This is a genomic window from Ruegeria sp. CH10 (assembly GCF_056537125.1).
Window position 1 is genome coordinate 24,911 of sequence record NZ_JBQFQY010000001.1, and the last position, 20,895, is coordinate 45,805.

General features: G+C 59.2%; 16 protein-coding genes and 1 tRNA gene. 11 read left to right on the forward strand and 6 right to left on the reverse strand.

From position 1 onward, the window contains the following. The first annotated feature begins 5 nt into the window (after nucleotides 1–5). From ACRZ94_RS00125 to ACRZ94_RS00140, 4 genes are all read left to right on the forward strand, one after another. Entirely contained in the window at nucleotides 6–1,061 is a 1,056-nt protein-coding gene (locus ACRZ94_RS00125; protein WP_480651362.1) for a methyltetrahydrofolate cobalamin methyltransferase, read from the forward strand. A 125-nt stretch (nucleotides 1,062–1,186) separates the two neighbouring features. Continuing rightward, nucleotides 1,187–2,014: a polyphosphate kinase 2 family protein gene (locus tag ACRZ94_RS00130; protein WP_480651360.1), complete on the forward strand. Its 828-nt coding sequence runs from the start codon at nucleotides 1,187–1,189 to the stop codon at nucleotides 2,012–2,014. 64 nt (nucleotides 2,015–2,078) lie between these two features. Next, nucleotides 2,079–2,152 (forward strand) — tRNA-Gly (locus ACRZ94_RS00135). Between the two features lie 14 nt (nucleotides 2,153–2,166). Continuing rightward, nucleotides 2,167–2,892, forward strand: coding sequence for an FkbM family methyltransferase (locus ACRZ94_RS00140; RefSeq protein WP_480651358.1), 726 nt, complete (start codon nucleotides 2,167–2,169; stop codon nucleotides 2,890–2,892). 107 nt (nucleotides 2,893–2,999) lie between these two features. Here the strand turns inward: ACRZ94_RS00140 and ACRZ94_RS00145 are convergent, their stop codons facing one another. Further along, entirely contained in the window at nucleotides 3,000–3,857 is an 858-nt protein-coding gene (locus tag ACRZ94_RS00145) for a class I SAM-dependent methyltransferase (protein ID WP_480796393.1), read from the reverse strand. A gap of 23 nt (nucleotides 3,858–3,880) precedes the next feature. After that, nucleotides 3,881–5,926: an ASKHA domain-containing protein gene (locus ACRZ94_RS00150; RefSeq protein ID WP_480796394.1), complete on the reverse strand. Its 2,046-nt coding sequence runs from the start codon at nucleotides 5,924–5,926 to the stop codon at nucleotides 3,881–3,883. Nucleotides 5,927–6,144: 218 nt separating this feature from the next. Between ACRZ94_RS00150 and guaB the strand changes: the two genes are divergently transcribed. From guaB to ACRZ94_RS00165, 3 genes are all read left to right on the forward strand, one after another. Beyond that, on the forward strand, nucleotides 6,145–7,593 hold the full coding sequence (gene guaB, locus ACRZ94_RS00155) for an IMP dehydrogenase (RefSeq protein WP_480651354.1): 1,449 nt from the start codon (nucleotides 6,145–6,147) through the stop codon (nucleotides 7,591–7,593). 80 nt (nucleotides 7,594–7,673) lie between these two features. After that, on the forward strand, nucleotides 7,674–8,831 hold the full coding sequence (locus ACRZ94_RS00160; RefSeq protein ID WP_480796395.1) for an RsmB/NOP family class I SAM-dependent RNA methyltransferase: 1,158 nt from the start codon (nucleotides 7,674–7,676) through the stop codon (nucleotides 8,829–8,831). A 104-nt stretch (nucleotides 8,832–8,935) separates the two neighbouring features. Beyond that, nucleotides 8,936–11,227, forward strand: a complete 2,292-nt coding sequence (locus ACRZ94_RS00165; RefSeq protein WP_480796396.1) for an ATP-binding protein — start codon at nucleotides 8,936–8,938, stop codon at nucleotides 11,225–11,227. On the opposite strand, the gene ACRZ94_RS00170 is transcribed toward ACRZ94_RS00165, so the two are convergent. Further along, nucleotides 11,224–11,817, reverse strand: a complete 594-nt coding sequence (locus ACRZ94_RS00170; protein ID WP_480796397.1) for a sulfotransferase family 2 domain-containing protein — start codon at nucleotides 11,815–11,817, stop codon at nucleotides 11,224–11,226. The genes ACRZ94_RS00165 and ACRZ94_RS00170 overlap by 4 nt on opposite strands. Before the next feature lie 192 nt (nucleotides 11,818–12,009). On the opposite strand from ACRZ94_RS00170, the gene recA reads away from it, so the two are divergent. The 4 genes from recA (at nucleotide 12,010) to ACRZ94_RS00190 (ending at nucleotide 17,155) form a co-directional block, all read left to right on the forward strand. Next, nucleotides 12,010–13,077 carry a recombinase RecA gene (gene recA, locus ACRZ94_RS00175; RefSeq protein ID WP_480651346.1) on the forward strand — a complete coding sequence of 356 codons (1,068 nt, stop codon included), beginning with the start codon at nucleotides 12,010–12,012 and terminating at the stop codon, nucleotides 13,075–13,077. Nucleotides 13,078–13,216: 139 nt separating this feature from the next. Continuing rightward, on the forward strand, nucleotides 13,217–15,886 hold the full coding sequence (gene alaS / locus ACRZ94_RS00180; protein WP_480796398.1) for an alanine--tRNA ligase: 2,670 nt from the start codon (nucleotides 13,217–13,219) through the stop codon (nucleotides 15,884–15,886). Nucleotide 15,887: 1 nt separating this feature from the next. Next, the gene (locus ACRZ94_RS00185) at nucleotides 15,888–16,175 is read left to right on the forward strand and encodes a DUF1330 domain-containing protein (RefSeq protein WP_480651342.1); all 288 of its coding nucleotides are present in this window, start codon (nucleotides 15,888–15,890) and stop codon (nucleotides 16,173–16,175) included. A gap of 356 nt (nucleotides 16,176–16,531) precedes the next feature. After that, complete coding sequence (locus ACRZ94_RS00190; RefSeq protein WP_480651340.1) at nucleotides 16,532–17,155, forward strand: transglutaminase-like cysteine peptidase; 624 nt, start codon at nucleotides 16,532–16,534, stop codon at nucleotides 17,153–17,155. Between the two features lie 128 nt (nucleotides 17,156–17,283). Here ACRZ94_RS00190 and ACRZ94_RS00195 read toward each other — a convergent pair whose 3' ends face one another. The 3 genes from ACRZ94_RS00195 to ACRZ94_RS00205 all read right to left on the reverse strand — a co-directional run bounded on the left by ACRZ94_RS00195 (nucleotide 17,284) and on the right by ACRZ94_RS00205 (nucleotide 20,829). Further along, the gene (locus ACRZ94_RS00195; RefSeq protein ID WP_480796399.1) at nucleotides 17,284–18,303 is read right to left on the reverse strand and encodes a hypothetical protein; all 1,020 of its coding nucleotides are present in this window, start codon (nucleotides 18,301–18,303) and stop codon (nucleotides 17,284–17,286) included. A 298-nt stretch (nucleotides 18,304–18,601) separates the two neighbouring features. Continuing rightward, nucleotides 18,602–20,419, reverse strand: coding sequence for a translational GTPase TypA (gene typA / locus ACRZ94_RS00200; RefSeq protein WP_480651336.1), 1,818 nt, complete (start codon nucleotides 20,417–20,419; stop codon nucleotides 18,602–18,604). 74 nt (nucleotides 20,420–20,493) lie between these two features. Further along, entirely contained in the window at nucleotides 20,494–20,829 is a 336-nt protein-coding gene (locus ACRZ94_RS00205) for a DMT family transporter (RefSeq protein WP_480651335.1), read from the reverse strand. Nucleotides 20,830–20,895 lie beyond the last annotated feature (66 nt).

The following is a 20,895-nucleotide window of genomic DNA, read 5'->3' on the forward strand; positions in this document are numbered from 1 at the left end:
CGGACATGACCCGTACAGTCGTAGAATCAAAAACAAAAACAGCCGTTCTGGGCTTTGACGAGCCGTTCTGTGTTATCGGTGAGCGGATCAACCCCACCGGTCGTAAAAAGCTGGCTGCTGAACTTGAGGCGGGCGATTTCTCGACCGTTGAGAAAGACGCGCTGGCACAGGTTGCGGCAGGCGCGACCGTTCTGGATATCAACGCGGGCGTTGTCTACAACTCGAACCCCAACCCGAACGAGACCGAGCCGCCGCTGATGACCAAGATCGTCGAGATGGTGCAAGGCCTGGTTGACGTGCCACTTTGTATCGACAGCTCGGTTCCTGGCGCGCTTGAGGCCGGTCTGGCCGCGGCCGAAGGTCGCCCATTGCTGAACTCGGTCACGGGTGAAGAAGAGCGTCTGGAAATGGTTCTGCCGTTGGTCAAGAAATACAACGTTCCGGTTGTTGCGATCTCGAACGACGACACCGGGATTTCGGAAGACCCCGATGTGCGTTTCGCCGTTGCAAAAACCATTGTTGAGCGTGCTGCTGACTATGGCATCCCCGCGCATGACATCGTGGTTGATCCGCTGGTCATGCCCATCGGCGCGATGGCAACAGCCGGTCAACAGGTGTTCGCTCTGGTCCGCCGTCTGCGCGAAGAGCTGGGCGTGAACACCACTTGCGGCGCGTCGAACGTGTCCTTTGGCCTGCCGAACCGTCACGGCATCAACAACGCCTTCCTGCCGATGGCAATGGGCGCTGGCATGACCTCGGCGATCATGAACCCGGTGGCTCTGCCGGTTGGTCCTAAGAAACTGGCCGAAAAGAAAGCCGAAGTCGAAGCCAAGGGGATCATCCTGCCTGCTGATATGGATGATGAAACCTTCTGCCAGCTGTTTGGTCTGGGTTCCACTTTGCCGCGCGCCGGTAAAGAGATGGAGGCCATCCGTGCCGCCAACCTGCTGACCAACAACGACCCGCATGGCGGTGAGTGGATCAAGTTCAACAAAGCCCCTGATGAGGCCGGTGCAGCCGGTGGTGGTCGTCGTGGCGGTGGCCGTCGTCGCCGCGCCTGATCCGCGCAACAGACAAGACAAAGGCCGGGCCCAGCGCCCGGCCTTTTTCGTTTTGATACCGATCAAGGTCAAATCATAAGGGGCAGGGGATACTGAGTGTGTCTTTACGGCACACAGGTATTTTCATGACGCAGCATCATCCTCCGAAACTGGGCGACGCAGACCTATCTAAACGGTTGGGCAAGAAAGCGTATTTCGAAAAGCTGGTAGAGCTTCAGGCGCAGTTGGCCCTGATCCAGCAAGCTTTTCTGTTTCACGGCGCCAAGGGGGTGATTGTGTTTGAAGGTTGGGATGCAGCGGGCAAAGGCGGCACCATTCGGCGCATCAGCCAGGCGCTTGATCCGCGCAGTTTCAAGGTCTGGCCCATTGGCGCGCCCCGCAACTACTATCTGAACCGCCATTACCTGTTGCGGTTTTGGGAGCGGTTGCCACCTGCGGGCGCGATCTCGGCCTTTGATCGCAGCTGGTATGGCCGGGTGATGGTTGAACGGCTTGAACACTTCACGCCCGAGCACCGCTGGCGCGCCGCGTATCGCGAGATCAATGATTTTGAAAGGATGCTGGTCGATGACGGAACGCGGATCGTAAAGCTGTTCTTTCACATCTCGCCCGAGGAGCAGATGGCCCGGTTCACCGAACGTCTGCAAAACCCGATGAAGCGCTGGAAGCTGACCTATGAGGATTTCCGCAACCGTGAGCGCTGGTCCGAGGCCGAGGTCGCGGTGGATGAGATGCTGGCCCGGACCTCGACCGAAATCGCGCCCTGGCATGTGATTCCGGCCAACAACAAGAAACATGCGCGGATCACAGCAATGCAGGCGATTGTCGATGCGTTCTCGAAGGATATCGATCTGAGCCCGCAACATCTGGACAGACGGACACTGGATGCAGCCTGCGAAGCGCTGGACGTGGATCAGGCCTTGATCGACAGTCTGCGCGCCCGGACCGAGTAAATTCTGATCCCGTCCGAATGACGCTTGAAGTCGCTCCGGGGGCGGTGTTATCCATCACAGCGCGGCGGGTATGATGTAATGGTAGCCTGTCAGCTTCCCAAGCTGAACGCGCGGGTTCGATTCCCGCTACCCGCTCCAAAGGACTGATTTGAATGAAAACTGAACTGACACGGCGTGCCAGGGGGCTGGCCAAAAGAGGTGGACCAGTCGGCGCTTTGGCCAGGCTTTCGGCAGTGGTCGATCATTCCGGGGCTGTTTTCGATATTGGCGTCAACCGGGGTACGATAGCGCGCCATCTGATCCGCATCTTTCCCAACAGTCAGTGTTATCTGTTCGAGCCCTTGCCGCAGCAGGCGGCTTATGTCGCCGAACGGTTCAAAGAGTTCAGACATGTGAATGTCGTCGAGCAGGCGCTGAGCAATGAGGTTGGAAGGTCCGAGTTCTTTGTGGGTGAAAGTTTGGGCACGTCCTCTTTGCTGTCGATGAATGAGGCCGCGCTGGAACATCATCCCGAGGCGACAGTGGCGACCTCCATCGATGTTGAATTGAACACCATCGATACGTTCTGCGAAGAGAACGGGATCGACCATGTCGCGTGCATGAAGATCGACGCGCAAGGATCAGAACTGAACATCTTTCGCGGCGCTGAGCGAATGTTGACGGAACAGCGGATCGACATGATCATGTTCGAATGGTTCAACACCCCGCATTATGAGAATTGTCCGCTGATCCTGGACCTCTGGAACGAGCTCGATCGCCGCAACTACTCAATGTACAACATCTTTCCCGGGCGTTCTTTTGCAAATGGCCAGCGGCGCTTTGGGGATGCGGTGTTCATCTCCAACAAGTTCCGCGACACCAATCTGCAAGAGCTTTAGGGCGTTTCGGATTTTACCTGAATCACTCTGTGACACGAATGTCCCGAGAACGCCGCAGGCGCGGCAGGGTATTCGTGTCTCAAGTTAAACCCGAAACGCTTTAGGGCCTACACGGCCCGCCACGCCTGAAACAGGTTGATCAGGGCGGGAATGTTCACGACATCGCCCGTGGCAAAGGGCGCGAATTCACGAGCAACCGCTTTGCGAATGACCGCGATATCCTCGGGTCCACCGTCGAAATGGGCAATCACACGCGCGGCGGGGCCAATCCGGGTGCAGAGTGCTGCGCAGTCGTCAAGCGAGCCGTGCACGGGCAGGGTGACAGGGACCGCATCCACCTGAATATCCGTCAGACCGGCCTCGGCCAGCAGGCCGCATACCCGTTCCTGATCGTGAAAGGCCAGCGGACCCGGTGCGTTGCGATCCATTTTGGGCGGGGTGCCCAAACGCTCGGTCGCTGCGACATGAGGCAGATGGAACCACGGGTTGCCCGACAGCGGGCCCCAGGCGGCAAAGGTCATCTGACCGCCGGGTTTCAAAGCGCGGGCCATGTTGGTAAAGGCCGCGACCGTGTCTTCGAAAAACATAACGCCAAAGCGTGAGATCATGGCATCCCGGTCGCCTTCGGCAAAGGGATGGGTCTGGGCGTCCGCGTATTGAAAGCCGACATTCTGATGCCCCGCCTCTTGCGCACGCTGGGACGCGCGGTCAAGGAAGGGTTGTGAGAAATCGGCGGCCAGCACATGGCCGTCCGGTCCGACGGCTTGGGCCGCCAGAACCGTGCTGGCCCCGGTGCCACAGCCGATATCCAGAACGCGGTGCCCCGGTTGCAGATCGGCACGTGCCAGCACCAGATCCAGAACCGGGGCCAGAAGGGCGTCCATCTGGTCTTCATAGGTCAACCACTTGGCCCCTGAGGGCGAGTTTCCCCAGAATTCAGCCTGTTCTTCGTTCGCTATGGCCATGTCGCCTCCGCCGTTTGCGAGGACTATGACCTCCGGCGGCGGCGACGGCCAGATTTTTCGTCATCCCCGCCACCAGTGTTGAACGACGGTGAGGGTAGGGTGACCACCTGCCCAAGCTCGGGGAAGGGATCGGTTTTGTGCGGGATCGCGTTTGCGGCCACGAAGTGATCCTGAAACTTGGGTTCGATGGCGGTTTCGACCTTGGTGATCTCGCGCACGACGCGCTCAATCTCGACCCGTGCTCCGATATTGCAGAGCGCGATCCGCGCCCCGGTGCCAGCGGCATTGCCGGCGCTGCTCACCTTGTCCAGCGGCGCGTCGGGGATCATGCCCAGAACCATCGCGTGTTTGGTTGAGATATGCGCGCCGAATGCGCCGGCCAGAACGACCCGGTCCACGGTATCGACATTCATCTCATCCATCAGCAGGCGCGCACCGGCATAGAGCGCCGATTTGGCCAGCTGAATGGCGCGGATGTCGCCCTGGGTGACGGTGATGCGCGGGCCACCTTCGGCGCTGGCGTCGTGGATCAGATAGGCGTTGGTGCGCCCCTCGGGCACGCAACGCGCGGTGCCGGTTTGTTCGGCCGAGCCGATCAGGCCGCTTTCGTCCAGCAGACCGGCGATGCGCATCTCGGCCACGGCCTCGATGATGCCCGAGCCGCAGATGCCGGTGATGCCTGTGGTGGCGACGTCCTGATCGAAGCCGTCCTCGTCAGACCATTTGTCGGACCCGATGATGCGGAACCGGGGTTCTTTGGTGACCGGATCAATCTCGATCCGTTCAATCGCACCGGGTGCGGCGCGTTGGCCGGAACTGATCTGAGCGCCCTCGAACGCGGGGCCGGTGGGCGAGGAACACGCCAGCACACGGGTGGTGTTGCCCAGCAGGATTTCCGCATTGGTGCCCACGTCTACAATCAGCACGAGGTCTTCGGATTTGCCGGGTTCCTCGGACAGGGCAACGGCGGCGCAATCCGCCCCCACATGGCCCGCGATGCAGGGCAGGATATAGATCTGCGCGCGCGGGTTCATCTTGGTCAGGTCCATCTCACGCGCGGGCAGGGACATGCTTTCGGACGTGGCCAGCGCGAACGGAGCCTGACCCAGTTCCACCGGGTCCAGACCCAGCAGCAGGTGGTGCATGACCGGGTTGCAGACAAACACCGTCTCGACGATCAGTTCGGGATCGATCTCGGCCTCTTGCGCGATTGAGACGGTCAGATCATTGATCGCCTCGCGCACGGCCTTGGTCATCTCCTGATCGCCGCCGGGGTTCATCATGGCATAGGAAACGCGGCTCATGAGGTCTTCGCCAAAGCGGATTTGCGGGTTCATGAGGCCCGAGGACGCCTTGACCTCGCCGGTTTCCAGATCGGTCAGATGCGCGGCCACGGTGGTCGAGCCCAGATCGATGGCCAGACCGTACAGGCCCTTTTCGTGCAGGCCGGGCCAGATTTCGACGATGCGGCCCACGGTGTCTTTGTGGCCTTTGTGGACGGCGACTGTGACCTCCCACTTACCCTTGCGCAGAACGGGTTGCAGCTTGGCCATCAGGGACAGATCGGCAGTGACGGCTTCAATCTCCCACTGGGCGCGCAGGGCGCGTTCCAGACGCTCAAGATCGCCGGTGGGTGAGTGCATGTCGGGTTCTTCTACCACGACGAAATACAGGCGGGTGGCCGGGTCCATAGTGATGGCGCGCGCCGCGGCGGCCTTGCGGACGACCTGTCGGTGCACCTGGCTTTCTGGTGGCACGTCGATTACGATGTCACCCTGAACGGTGGCCTGACAGCCCAGACGACGGCCCGGTTTCAACCCGCGTTTATCGTCATAGCGTTGTTCGACCGCGTTCCATTCGCTCAGCGCGTCCTCGGAAACGGTCACGCCGTGCTTGGGAAACTCACCATAGCTGGGTGTGATCTGACATTTCGAACAGATCCCACGCCCGCCACAGACGGAATCCAGATCAACGCCCAACTGCCGGGCGGCGGTCAAAACCGGGGTGCCGACGGGAAAGTGCCCGCGTTTGCCGGATGGGGTAAAAACGACAAGAGGTTCGGTGGTCATCTGGGACATGCCTTTTTGTATTCGCGCGTATTCCGGGCAAGATATGGTTTTGCAGCCAAAGGGAAAGGGCATTCAGCGGCACCTTTTGCACATGTTGCGTCGTTTTTTGCCGCGTCATCCGCCCGCAGGGTGAAACTAGTTCAGGTCGGGGGCTTTTCCTTGGGTTCAATCCATGTAATAGGGTCACCGCCAAACGGGCTTTTGCATGGGGTTAACAGATGCAGATTCGTGAGGCACTCACCTTTGACGACGTTCTTCTTGTTCCGGGCGCATCTTCTGTGCTGCCTGCAACGGCGGATACGACCACGCGCGTGACACGCGCAATCAGCATGAACATCCCGCTGCTGAGTTCAGCAATGGACACCGTGACCGAGGCGCGCATGGCCATCGCCATGGCGCAGGCGGGCGGCATTGGTGTCATCCACAAAAACCTGACGGTCGAGGAACAGGCCCGCGAGGTGCGGCGGGTCAAGCGGTTTGAATCGGGTATCGTCTACAATCCGGTCACTCTGCGCGCGGATCAGACGCTGGCCGATGCCAAGGCGTTGGTTGACCGCTACAATTTTACCGGTTTCCCGGTTGTCGACGCGGACGGACGCGTTGTGGGCATCGTGACCAACCGCGACATGCGCTTTGCAACGTCCGATGATCAGCCGATCAGCGCGATGATGACTGTCGATAATCTGGCGATGCTGCAGGAACCCGCCGATCTGGAAGAAGCCAAAAGCCTGATGAAGGCGCGTCGGATCGAAAAGCTGCTGGTTGTCGACGGCACGGGTAAACTGACGGGCCTGCTGACGTTGAAAGACACCGAGCAGGCCGTGCTGAATCCGACCGCTTGTAAAGACCCCTTGGGCCGGTTGCGCGTTGCGGCGGCGACCTCGGTTGGGGATGCCGGGTTTGAACGGTCCGAACAGCTGGTGGATTCGGGTGTCGACATTATCGTAGTGGACACAGCGCATGGCCACTCGCAGGGTGTTCTGGATGCGGTAAGCCGGGTCAAAACCCTGTCGAATGAGGTTCAGATCATCGCGGGCAACGTCGCGACTGGCGAAGCCACCAAGGCGCTGATCGATGCGGGGGCGGATGCGATCAAGGTAGGGATCGGGCCGGGTTCGATCTGTACCACGCGGATGGTTGCGGGGGTCGGCGTGCCGCAGCTGACGGCGATCATGGATTGCGCCTCGGCCGCTGGAGACGTTCCGGTTATTGCCGATGGCGGCATCAAGTTTTCGGGCGATTTTGCCAAGGCAATTGCGGCGGGTGCGTCTTGTGCCATGGTTGGATCGATGATCGCGGGCACCGATGAAAGCCCGGGCGAGGTCATTCTGTACCAAGGCCGTTCGTTCAAATCCTATCGCGGCATGGGCAGCCTTGGTGCAATGGCGCGCGGCTCGGCGGATCGTTATTTCCAGAAGGACGCGGCCAATGACAAGCTGGTGCCCGAAGGGATCGAGGGCCAGGTGCCTTACAAAGGCTCGGCCAGCGCCGTGGTGCACCAACTGGTCGGCGGTCTGCGTGCTGCGATGGGCTATACCGGCTGCGCCACCGTGGAAGAGATGCGCAAGAACTGCAATTTCGTCAAAATCACCGGCGCGGGGCTGAAAGAAAGCCATGTGCATGACGTGCAAATCACCCGCGAAAGCCCGAACTACCGGGTCATGTAAGCCCGGTCTTCAAGGTTCACGGCGCCCGCGTTTGGGCGCCGTTTTGTATTTTTGGTGCGCTATCAGGATCGGACACCCTCATGACACCGTCTGCACGCATACAGGCAGCCATCGAAATCCTTGATCAGATACTGTCGGGCGCACCTGTCGAAAAATCCCTTACCAATTGGGCGCGGCGCAGCCGGTTTGCGGGCTCCAAGGATCGCGCTGCTGTGCGGGATCATGTGTTCGACGCCCTGCGCTGCAAACGCTCTTACGCTGCGCTTGGCGGGGCTGAGACCGGGCGCGGCATGATGATTGGTGCCGTTCGCGCCTTGGGTGGCGACGTGGCCGAACTGTTCACTGGTATCCGCCATGCACCTGAACCTGTCGCCGAAGATGAGGTCGGGCGCGACTTTGTCTCGGACGCAGAGCGGTATGACGTTCCCGAATGGCTCTGGCCCCGGTTTGAGGCCGCGTTAGGCGATCAGACTGTGCCTGTTGCACAGGCACTGCAGCGCCGCGCGCCCGTGCATCTGCGGGTGAACCTGATTAAGACCTCCCGCCCGGATGCTATTGCCGCTTTGGCCGGTGACGGGATCGAGGCTGCGCCGCATCCTGCCTGTGACACAGCTCTGGAAGTTACCGAAGGGGCGCGCAAGATCGGCCAAAGTCGTGCTTTTTCCGGTGGTCTGGTCGAATTGCAGGACGCTGCCAGTCAGGCCGTTATTGCGGCTTTGGACCTGCGCCCTGGGCTGCGTGTGCTGGACTATTGCGCCGGCGGTGGTGGCAAATCGCTGGCGCTGGCCGCGCATCAGGGGGTTCAGGTTTTTGCCCATGACATCAATCCCGCCCGTATGCGCGACATCCCCGCAAGGGCTGACCGGGCCGGGGCCAAAGTTGAAATCCTAACGCTAAAAGACGTTGATCAAAACGGGCCGTTTGATGTGGTGTTGGTGGATGCACCCTGTTCGGGCAGTGGGTCGTGGCGGCGTGCACCTGCGGGGAAATGGGCTTTGACCGAAAACCGTCTGCACGAACTGACAGAGATTCAGGTGGGTATTCTGAACCAGCTTGCCCCCATGGTCGCGCCGGGTGGTGTTCTGGCCTATGCCACCTGCTCGATGCTTGAAGATGAAAATGGCGCAGTGGTTGACGCTTTTTTGCGCAAAAACCCGGATTGGGCTGCGGGTTTGCAGAAAACATGGCTTGTTTCCCACGGTACAGATGGATTTTTCTCGGCACACTTGACGCGATAACGTTTCGGTCTTTAGCAACTTAAGGTAGAAATGCCGGTTTTTCTTAAACTGTCATTAACTATATTTAGGTTGCTTGTCCGGGCACTTATCGAATTGAGTTGTAAATGACCGATATTACCGAAGTTTTTGCCGATCCATCTTCTCAGGGTACCCCGACCGGACTGCGATTGACGCCACCGATTTTGATCGGAGCAGTGTTAATCGCCTCACCGTTAATGGGCGTGGTACCTCGGCTCTGGCAGACGGGATTTGTCGTGGCCGGCGTTTCCTTGTTGGCTGCGGTTTTTCTGGTCGTTCTGAAAAGCAAAATCTCCGAGTACCAGGCCCGGCAAACCGTCAAAACCATGGCAGTGTTTACGGACCAGGACGCCTTCCCAAGTGTTATCACAAGCGCAGAGGGTGTCATTCTGGCCGCCAATCCCGAAGCACGTACGCAGTTTCAAGCCTTTCCAGGAGCGCGACTGGAACGCAGCCTGAAGTCCTTGTTTGCCAACCCGTCATCGATTTTGCTGCGGTTGCAATCCAAGGCGGAAATCTACGGCAAAGTGCGTGAGGATATTGTTACCGTTGGTTCCACTGTGCCGGTTTCCGTTTTCGACGTGGGAGGCGGTCGTTTTTGCTGGCGGTTTCATCTGGATACGTCTGGCCAGTGGGACACCGCCGCCGTTCCGGTCTTGACCGAAGGGCGCAACGGCACAGTCTTGCGGATCAACGATGCCGCGGCGCATCTGCTTGGTCGCAGACCAGAGACACTGCACAACGTCATCTCTGGTGAAATCCACGCGCAGGGCGCGTTTGTTGACGTTCAAACGGAAACCGGCCCGGTCTCGGCTGTGGTGTGCGAACTGGGGCGATCAGGCAGTGTCCGTGACCTGCTTATCGCGCCCATCGACACGGGGGGGCAAGAAAGCCCGGGCGCATCTTTTGCCGATCTTCCTGTACCGGTGCTGCATCTGGCTCCGGACGGATGTATCCTGGAAGCCAACCGGCTTGCCCTGGCGCTGATCGGGGACATTGAGCCCGGCGTAACCAATGCAGACCATCTGTTGTGCGGTCTCGGGTATCCCATTTTGGACTGGTTAACGCGAACGGCTGCGCAAGAGCCTGCCACGCGATCCGAATTTCTGCGTCTTAATCGCCGTGACAAAGAGGTGTTTGTTCAGGTCACCCTGAACCGGATTGTGACAGATGGGCAAGTCCAACTGATAGCTGTCCTGAACGATGCCACCGAACTGAAAACGCTTGAAGCACAATTTGTGCAGGGTCAAAAGATGCAGGCCGTCGGGCAATTGGCGGGCGGCGTTGCACATGATTTCAACAACCTCCTGACTGCGATATCAGGGCATTGCGACTTGCTGCTATTGCGCCATGATCAGAATGACCCGAATTATGGCGATTTGGTTCAGATCAACCAGAATGCCAACCGGGCCGCGGCGCTGGTCAGCCAGTTGCTGGCCTTTTCGCGCAAGCAGACCTTGCAGCCTGAGGTTCTGGACTTGCGTGACACGATCTCGGACCTGATCCATCTGCTCAACCGATTGGTGGGCGAGAAAGTCCGCCTGATCCTCAGCCATGATCCGGTTCTGAAACCCGTGCGGGCGGACAAGCGGCAGCTGGAGCAGGTGTTGATGAACCTCGTGGTGAACGCACGCGATGCCATGCCAGACGGAGGAGAGGTGCGGATCGAGACCGAGGTTGTGGTCTTGAACACACCCCTGGCCCGCGACCGGGCTACGGTTCAGCCCGGCGAGTATGTCACGGTCAAGGTCATAGACAGCGGTGTCGGTATCCCTGCGGACAAGCTGCAAAAGGTGTTTGAGCCGTTTTACACCACCAAGCGCACCGGTGAAGGTACCGGATTGGGGTTGTCTACGGTTTACGGCATCGTCAAACAGACAGGGGGTTTCATCTTTGTCGACAGCCTGCAGGGGCATGGGACGGAGTTTATCGTCTATTTGCCGGTTTGTACGGTTCGACCGGACGTTCAGCCCGCGATACCCGCCGTGGAGGATGCGCAGACAGCGCGGCAAGGGGAAGGCGTGGTTTTGCTGGTTGAAGACGAAGCCCCCGTGCGCGCCTTTGCCACCCGTGCACTCAGGCTAAAAGGCTACACGGTGCTTGAGGCCGAGTCGGCGGAAGAAGCGCTGCGCTTGCTCGAAGATGAGGGCCTGAGCGTTGATGTCTTTGTCACCGATGTGGTGATGCCCGGCATGGATGGTCCCACTTGGGTGCGTGAGGCGATGAAGACGCGGCCGGATGTTCAGGTGGTCTTTATGTCGGGATACACCGAAGGAGCGTTCGGTGATTCAGGACCCGAGATTGCCAATTCGACCTTCCTGCCAAAGCCGTTTTCTCTGAATCAACTGACCGAGACAGTGTTTCAGCAATTGAACTAAAGCGCGGCCTCGTGACAGGCGAACTCAGCTGCGTGCGCTGAGCGAAAGGCGCGCTCGGTCTCGGGCGTCAGGGTCAGGTCCCGATGGGGAGAGACGTTCTCTTGTCTCAGTTCAATCTGCATGTTCAGGCGGTCTTGCAGAAACTCAAGGATCTTGTCCTGGTTTTCGTATTTGAACACGCGGCTGGCGCCAAACCCGTTGTTTCTGGTGCGAAAGAACTGGCTTTGGCTACCAACATCGGCGCATTCGGGGCGAGGGTTTTGCATATAGGCCTGCACGAAATCGTCAAAGCTTAGGTCGTGTGTCGAATGGGGGTGCCCGATCCGATCATCGCGGCTGCGAAACTTGTACCAGCTGCCCAGCCAGTCGATCGGTTCACGCACAACGGCCATAATCTCCATCTCGGTGTCGTACATTTTTCTGAAAATGTTCTGGAAAAAGCGATCATAGCGGCGCACCGGCGCGTGTTTCAGGTCTGGTGGTCCCGTCACCACAAAGTCAGCACGATCCTTTAGCGCCGAGTGATAGGCGGTGCTGCCTGTCTTGGGAACGGCCAGAAACGCAAGGCGTTCCTTATAGAAAACAAGCATTTATGTGCCTTTTGTTTGGTATCACTACTGTTGCAGATTGGCGTAAACGACTCTTTAACACAATTGCCCAACAGTGAGGTCTGTAAGTTTTTATTGAAATGTTCTACTTTTGGTCCCATAAGGAACAAGAGGCGAACAAAGCAGCGATTGCCGCCCGATCAAGGGTGTGACAAAAGGGAAGGCGACAGGACAATGGCGGATCTTCTGACGATGAGCGACAAGAAAAACGCAGACAAGCAAAAGGCGCTCGACAGCGCGCTGGCGCAGATTGAACGGCAGTTCGGCAAAGGCTCGATCATGAAGCTGGGCGAGGATGCCAAGCAGGATATCGAGGCCAGCTCGACCGGATCGCTGGGTCTGGACATCGCGCTGGGGATTGGCGGTCTGCCGATGGGCCGGATTGTTGAGATTTATGGGCCTGAAAGCTCGGGTAAGACCACGTTGACGCTGCATTGTATCGCAGAACAGCAAAAGCGCGGCGGTGTCTGCGCCTTTGTGGACGCGGAACACGCGCTGGACCCGCAATATGCCCGCAAGCTGGGCGTCGATCTGGATGAGTTGCTGATTTCGCAGCCCGACACTGGTGAGCAGGCGTTGGAGATTACCGATACGCTGGTGCGGTCGGGGGCTGTGAACATGGTCGTGGTCGACTCGGTCGCGGCGCTGACGCCGAAATCTGAGCTTGAAGGCGATATGGGCGACAGCAGCGTGGGCGTGCAGGCCCGCCTGATGAGCCAGGCGATGCGCAAGCTGACCGGTTCGATCAGCCGCTCGAACTGTATGGTGATCTTCATCAACCAGATTCGGATGAAAATCGGCGTGATGTTCGGAAGTCCCGAAACCACAACCGGTGGTAACGCGCTGAAATTCTACAGTTCGGTCCGTCTGGATATCCGTCGCATCGGCGCGATCAAGGACCGGGACGAGGTTGTTGGCAACCAGACCCGCGTGAAAGTCGTCAAAAACAAGGTGGCACCGCCGTTCAAGCAGGTGGAATTCGACATCATGTATGGCGAAGGCATCAGCAAAATGGGTGAGCTGCTGGATCTGGGCGTCAAGGCCGGTGTGGTTGAGAAATCGGGGTCATGGTTCAGCTATGGCGACGAGCGGATCGGGCAGGGGCGTGAGAATGCCAAGCAATACCTGCGCGACAACAGCCGCGCCGCGCTTGAGATTGAGGACAAAATCCGCGCTGCACACGGGCTGGAGTTCGACATGCCCCCGGGTGTGGCCGAGGATGACGATATCCTCGAGGCGTAGAGCCCAAGTGCGACCTAGAATGGCAGGGCGGTCCGAAAGGGCCGCCTTGTTTCGTTCCGGGCGCCTCGGCTGTGGACTATCCTGTGGGACAGGGCTAAACCTTTGCGGACCAAAATGATTGCGCGCTGAGAGAGCCCAAATGCCCACGCTGAACGATATCCGATCGACCTTTCTGAACTACTTTGCCAAACAGGGGCATGAGGTGGTGGCGTCCAGCCCTCTGGTCCCGCGCAACGACCCGACCTTGATGTTCGTGAACTCGGGCATGGTGCAGTTCAAGAACCTGTTCACCGGCGTTGAGACGCGCGATTACACGCGCGCCACCACCGCGCAAAAATGCGTGCGTGCAGGCGGCAAGCATAACGATCTGGACAACGTGGGCTATACCGCGCGCCACCATACATTCTTTGAAATGCTGGGGAATTTCTCGTTCGGAGATTACTTCAAGCATGAGGCGATCCCGTTTGCCTGGGAGCTGATCACCAAGGAATTCGGAATCGACAAGAACCGCCTGCTGACGACGGTCTACCATACCGATGATGAGGCGTTCGAGATCTGGAAAAAGGTTGGCGTGCCCGAGGACCGGATCATCCGCATCGCCACCAGCGACAATTTCTGGCAGATGGGCCCGACCGGCCCCTGCGGTCCGTGCACCGAGATTTTCTTTGACCATGGCGATCACATCTGGGGCGGCCCTCCGGGTTCGGCCGAGGAAGATGGCGACCGGTTCATTGAAATCTGGAACATCGTTTTCATGCAGAACGAGCAGTTCGAAGACGGCTCAATGGTGGAGCTCGACATGCAGTCGATCGACACCGGCATGGGGCTGGAGCGGATCGGTGCTCTGTTGCAGGGCAGCCATGACAACTATGACACCGACCTGTTCAAAACGTTGATCGAGGCTTCGGCAGAGGCCACGGGCGTTGATCCTTATGGCGACCAGAACGTGCATCACCGCGTGATTGCGGATCATTTGCGTTCGACCTCGTTCCTGATTGCGGATGGCGTGATGCCCAGCAATGACGGGCGCGGCTATGTTCTGCGCCGGATCATGCGCCGCGCCATGCGGCACGCGCATCTGCTGGGGGCAAAAGACCCGGTCATGCACCGTCTGGTGCCCAGCCTCGTGCAACTGATGGGTGCGCAGTATTCAGAATTGGGGCAGGCGCAGCCTCTGATCGAAGAGACGCTGCTGCTGGAAGAGACGCGGTTCAAGCAGACGCTGGATCGGGGCCTGAAACTGCTGGATGACGAGGTGGCCCGCCTGCCCGAAGGGGCTGCGCTGCCCGGCGATGCGGCGTTCAAGCTTTATGACACATACGGGTTCCCGCTGGACCTGACGCAGGATGCGCTGCGCGAAAAAGGCCGCAATGTCGATACGGATGGGTTCGACGCCGCGATGGCCGAGCAAAAGGCCAAGGCCCGCGCGGCCTGGGCCGGGTCGGGTGAATCCGCCGATCAGGCCGTGTGGTTCGACGTGCTCGACAGCGCAGGGGCCACCGATTTCCTGGGTTACGATACCGAGAAAGCTGAGGGTCAGATTGCCGCGCTGGTCGTTGATGGCGCTTTGGTCGACAAGATTGAACCAGGCGGCACGGGCTGGGTCATCGTGAACCAAACGCCGTTTTATGGCGAGGCTGGTGGCCAGGTGGGGGATAGTGGCGAAATCCGGCGGCTGGAAAATCTGCAGGACGTTGCCAAAGTCGGAGACACCCGCAAATTTGCCGAGGGCAAGGTCTATGCCCATCAGGTGACGGTCAATCAGGGCACGCTGTCCAAAGGCGACGGCGTCGAGCTTGAGGTCGATCATGCCCGCCGCTCCGCGATCCGCGCGAACCACTCGGCCACACACCTGCTGCACGAAGCACTGCGGGAAACGCTGGGCGATCACGTCGCGCAGCGCGGATCGCTGAATGCGTCGGACAGGTTGCGGTTCGATTTCAGCCACTCCAGGGCGCTGAGCACCGAGGAAATCCAGAAGGTTGAGCGCGAGGTGAATGAGTTCATCCGCCAGAACTCGACCGTGGAAACCCGGATCATGACGCCGGACGACGCGCGCGAACTGGGCGCGCAGGCTCTGTTCGGTGAGAAATACGGCGACGAAGTGCGTGTTGTGTCGATGGGCAAGGCCCCGACTGGCAAAGGGCAGGATGGCGAAATCTGGTCGATTGAGCTGTGCGGTGGCACGCATGTGCGCCAAACCGGCGATATCGGGACCTTTGTTGTGCTGGGCGACAGCGCCAGCAGTGCAGGCGTGCGCCGGATCGAAGCCCTGACCGGGGATGAGGCATTCCGCCATTTGTCCGCGCAGGATCAACGGCTTGGTCAGATTGCAACTGAACTCAAGGCGCAGCCCGATGATGTGGTAAGCCGGGTCAAATCGCTGTTGGACGAACGCAAGGCGTTGCAGAACGAGGTTGCCCAGCTGCGTCGCGATCTGGCCATGGCCGGTGGTTCGGGGCAGGGCGGTGCCGAGGCGCGCGACGTGAATGGCGTGCCCTTTCTGGCTCAGGCGCTGAGCGGTGTTTCGGGCAAGGATCTGCCCGCGCTGATCGATGAACACAAAAGCCGTATGGGTTCGGGCGCCGTGCTGCTGATCGCGGATGCCGGTGGCAAGGCCGCCGTCGCGGCTGGTGTGACGACTGACCTGACGGATAAGGTGTCTGCCGTGGATCTGGTCCGCGCAGCGGTGGCCGAGCTGGGCGGCAAAGGCGGCGGTGGACGTCCCGACATGGCGCAGGGCGGTGGGCGCGACGCCTCGAACTCGGACGCGGCGATCAAAGCTGCAGAAAACGTATTGGGAGGGTAAGATGCCCGCACTCTGGATTGCTCATGTTACGGTGACGGATACCGAAGCCTACGCAAAGTATGCTGAACTGGCCGGCCCTGCCATTGCGGCGCATGGCGGAGAATTTATCGCCCGCGCCGCGCGCTATGTTCAGCTGGAAGGGAAAGAGCGGCCACGCAATGTGGTGGCCCGATTCCCTTCGGTTGAGGCCGCTGTCGAGTGCTACAACTCCTCCCAATATCAACAGGCACTGGACCATGCACGCGGCGCCAGCGAGCGTGAATTGGTGGTTGTTGAGATCACGGATTAGAACCGCATTGGCAAAGTTATGCCACCTTAGGGTTGTGTGAGCGGATTCCAGCCAACAGAATAAGTCAGCAGGATGGTCGTGTTTGTTCATCCTGATGAGCGGTGGAAAATCATTTAGTCACATATTATTACGCTGCGACTTTGCAGTAGTTTTTGCGCCGCAATCATAGGGATTGTGGCTATTTTGGTTCAATTCTTGCCTGAAATGGTCAAAATGCGGAACGGATTTCCGCCTCTTTTCGCTTGCACGGTTTACCCAGATTGCGCAAACGACCTCGTCTACTGATAGTTAACCCGAACGCAGTACGGTCTCGTTTATCCGCAATCCTGAGGATGAATAATGATCGAGGAACAGGCATGAATCCCTTGAACTTGGAATTCAGAAAGGTTTTCCCGCGAGCGGCCGTGTCATTCGGTCGTGTGCTGGTCGTGTCCGCTATTGCTTTTGGCGGTTTAGGCATTGGCACATCCGCAAGTGCCAGCGAAAGCAGTTTCTTGCGTAGCGTGTCGGCTTCCCCACCACCCAGTGGTGCCCGCCAACTCTGTCGGCAGTATAATTGGGCGTGCTCAACCAAGGCATCCGCGCGGATAAGCACGCGGCAGGAAATGCAGCTAATTCGGCAGATTAACCGTAAGGTGAACGCGACAACGCGATCGGTTACGGATTTCTCGCAGTATCGCACTGCGGAAAGATGGGCCTTGCCGACCTCGCGCGGCGGAGATTGCGAAGATTTTGCGCTGTTGAAAAAGCGTGACTTGATCCGCGCCGGTGTTGATCCCAGTAAGTTGCTGATTGCAACGGTTCTGGACAAGCGCCGCAACTCGCATGCCGTGTTGGTGTATCGTTCGGCGGCTGGGGATCTGGTGTTGGACAACCTAACCAATCAGATCAAACCGTGGTCTGCAACAGACTATCTGTTTCTCAGAATGCAAAATCCCAGCCGTCCGAGCAGCTGGGTCGGCGTCTATGTTAGCAGCTAACGCAGCGCCTGTTTGTCAGGGGTGCTAGAAAAAGGGCAGCCGTAGGGCCGCCCTTTTGCACTTTAACAAGTCACATCTGTTTGTTCGTGCCGCAAAGAATGCGGTAACACTGGATCAAACGAGACAGATCAGAAGACACCGCCTTGGCCACCGCTGCCACCTGCAGCTCCGCCGCCGCCCTGGCCACCGTTACCACCAGCGCTGCCACCGCCGCCTTGGCCGCTGTTGCCGCCAGATTCTCCGCCGCCACCCTGGCCGCCTGATCCGCCGTCAGTTCCGTCACCGTTGCTGCCGCCGTTTCCGTCGCCGGAGTTACTGCCGCCGCCGTTGTTGCCGCCATTGCCGTTGCCGGAGTTACTGCCGCCGCCGTTGTTGCCGCCATTGCCGTCACCGGAGTTGCTTCCGCCGTCGTTATTGCCGCCGTTTCCGTCGCCAGAGTTGCCGCCGCCGCCATTGTTGCCGCCGTTTCCGTCGCCAGAGTTGCCGCCGTCGCCATTGTTGCCGCCATTGCCATCGCCGGAGTTGCCACCGCCGCCATTGTTGCCGCCGTTTCCGTTGCCGTCGTTGCCACCGCCGCCATTGTTGCCGCCGTTGCCGTCACCGGAGTTGCCGCCGCCGCCATTGTTGCCGCCGCCGCCGTTGCCGTCGTTACCGCCGCCGCCATTGTCGTCGCCGTTTCCGTCGCCGCCATTGTCGTCGCCGTTTCCGTCGCCGCCATCACCACCGTCGTCGCCACCATCACCGCCGTCGTCGCCACCATCACCGCCGTCGTCGCCACCATCACCGCCGTCGTCGCCGCCATCACCACCGCCGTCGCCGCCATCACCACCGTCGACGTCGGATGAAGTGCCGTCTTCTCCATCGCGGTCCGAAGCTGCAGTGGTTGCTGTTGGAACGTCAGTAAGTACAGCTGCAAACGCGGGGCAGCTGTCCAGGGTGCGGGCCAGGATGTCTTCGAAATCTGCCCGGCGTTGTATGTACCGCAGCATGCGCGTATCGACGACTGTGCAGTTACACAGGGTTTCCGTCGACACGGACTGACGGGCCGTATTGATGTTACATCTTTCGGCAAAAGCCGCACTTGATGTTACCAGCGGAAATGCCGCTGAAACGAACACAATGGATAATAAACGGGATTTCACGCGCATAGCGCCACTCCTTCAAAACTCGTTACACTTGGTCACACTAACTTCGGAGACACATGATTAATCAAAATGGATCGTGCCACATTTATAACTTAATTACATCCGCTTTTCGTCACAATTTCAAGGGGAGTGTGTAAAGAACCGCTCCCGTCTTCACACGCAAGGGTTGAAATTAACCAAAAAACAACAAGAAAGCCCGCCACAAGGGCGGGCTTTTCTGATAGATAAGGGGCAGAAATGGATGCAAAACTGCCACAATGGCCATATTGTTTCGCATTTGTGAACTATGCCACTGTCAACCTCAGGCAGATTTTGCCATGCGTTTGCGCTCGTGCGGATCCAGGTAGCGTTTGCGCAAACGGACCGCATTTGGCGTGACCTCGACCAGCTCATCATCGTCGATATATGCGATGGCCTCTTCCAATGAAAACTGCACATGCGGTGTCAGACGAACCGCATCATCCGATCCGCTGGCACGTACGTTGGTCAGCTTTTTACCCTTGAGCGGGTTCACCTCCAGATCGTTGTCGCGCGAATGCTCGCCGATCACCATGCCCTGATAGACATCGGTCTGCGGGGCGACGAACATGCGCCCGCGTTCCTCAAGGTTCCACAGCGCATAAGCGACGGCCTGACCGTTCTCCATCGAGATCAGAACGCCTGCGCGACGGCCTGGAATCTGACCTTTATGAGGGGCCCAGTCGTGGAACACGCGGTTCAGCACGCCGGTGCCGCGGGTGTCAGTCAGGAATTCGCCGTGATAACCGATCAGGCCGCGAGAGGGCACGTGGGCGATGATGCGGGTTTTGCCGGCACCGGCGGGGCGCATTTCGACCAGCTCACCTTTGCGCGCGCCGGTTATCTTTTCGATCACCGCGCCCGAGAATTCGTCATCCACGTCGATGGTGACCTCTTCGATGGGCTCAAGGCGCTGACCATCTTCTTCGCGGAACAGGACCTGCGGGCGCGAAATGCTGAGTTCGAACCCTTCGCGCCGCATATTCTCGATCAGAACGCCCATTTGCAATTCGCCTCGGCCAGCGACCTCGAAGGCTTCGCCGCCGGGAGTGTCGGTGATGCGGATAGCGACGTTTGATTCGGCCTCTTTCATCAGACGGTCGCGGATCACGCGGGACTGCACCTTTTTACCGTCACGACCGGCCAGCGGCGAATCGTTGATGCCAAAGGTCACGGTAATGGTCGGCGGATCGATGGGTTGCGCGGGCAGGGCCTCTTCCACCTGCGGCGCGACCAGCGAGTCGGCCACGGTGGCTTTGCTCATGCCTGCGATGGTGACGATATCCCCGGCCTCGGCCACGTCGATGGGCTGTTGGCCCAGACCGCGGAAGGCCAGGATTTTCGAGGCACGGAAGTTCTCGATCAGCGTGCCATCGCGCGACAGCGCCTTGAGGCTGTCACCTGCCTTCAGCGTGCCGCTTTCCACACGACCGGTCAGGATGCGACCGATGAAGGGGTCGCTGCCGAGGGTCGTGGCCAGCATACGGAACGGCTCGTCTTTTTTGTCAGCCTGTTTGGGGGCGGGCACGTGGTCGACGATAAGGTCAAACAGGGCGGTGAGATCCTTGCGGGGACCATCCAGCTCCATGTCGGCCCAGCCAGACCGGCCCGAGGCGTACATGGCCGGGAAATCCAGCTGATCGTCGTCAGCACCGAGGTTGGCAAACAGGTCGAAACACTCATCCAGCGCGCGGTCCGGTTCGGCATCAGGTTTGTCGACCTTGTTCAGCACCACGATCGGACGCAGACCCAATGCCAGCGCCTTGGAGGTCACGAACTTGGTCTGCGGCATCGGGCCTTCGGCAGCATCGACCAGCAGGACAACGCCGTCGACCATCGACAGGATGCGTTCAACCTCGCCACCGAAATCGGCGTGACCGGGGGTGTCGACGATGTTGATGCGCGTGCCTTTCCACTCGACGCTGGTGGCTTTGGCAAGGATGGTGATCCCGCGCTCGCGCTCAAGATCGTTGCTGTCCATGGCACGTTCCGCCACGGCCTGATTTTCCCGGAACGCGCCGGATTGTTTGAGCAGCTCATCCACCAGGGTCGTTTTGCCGTGGTCCACGTGAGCGATGATTGCGATATTGCGCAGGTCCATGAGGTCAGCCTTTGAACGGGAAGTTGCCGCGCGCATAACGCGGTTTGACCAAATAGGCCAGCCCTAACCGATGCTCAGTGGCCTGCGGTCTTGGAAAACAGGTGAATGATCAGGATTCCCGCCAAAATCATCGCCAGCCCGATGACCGCCGGCCAGTCGAGTTTTTGCCCGAAGACGACAAATCCGATGATTGCGATCAGAAAGATGCCAAGTCCTGACCAGATCGCGTAAACGACGCCCACCGGCATGTATTTCAACGTCAAACCCAGCAGGTAAAAGGCGATGCCATAGCTGACGACGACGAGAACGGAAGGCCAGAACCGGCTGAATTGCTGGCTGGCTTGCAAGGCGGTGGTTCCGATGGTTTCAGCGGCAACCGCCAGCATCAGGATCAGGTAGGCTTTGGGCACGGTCGGAGTCTCAAACTCAGTTTTCCGAGGTTGAGCATGGATTCATCTGGGCGGGCAAGAAGATTC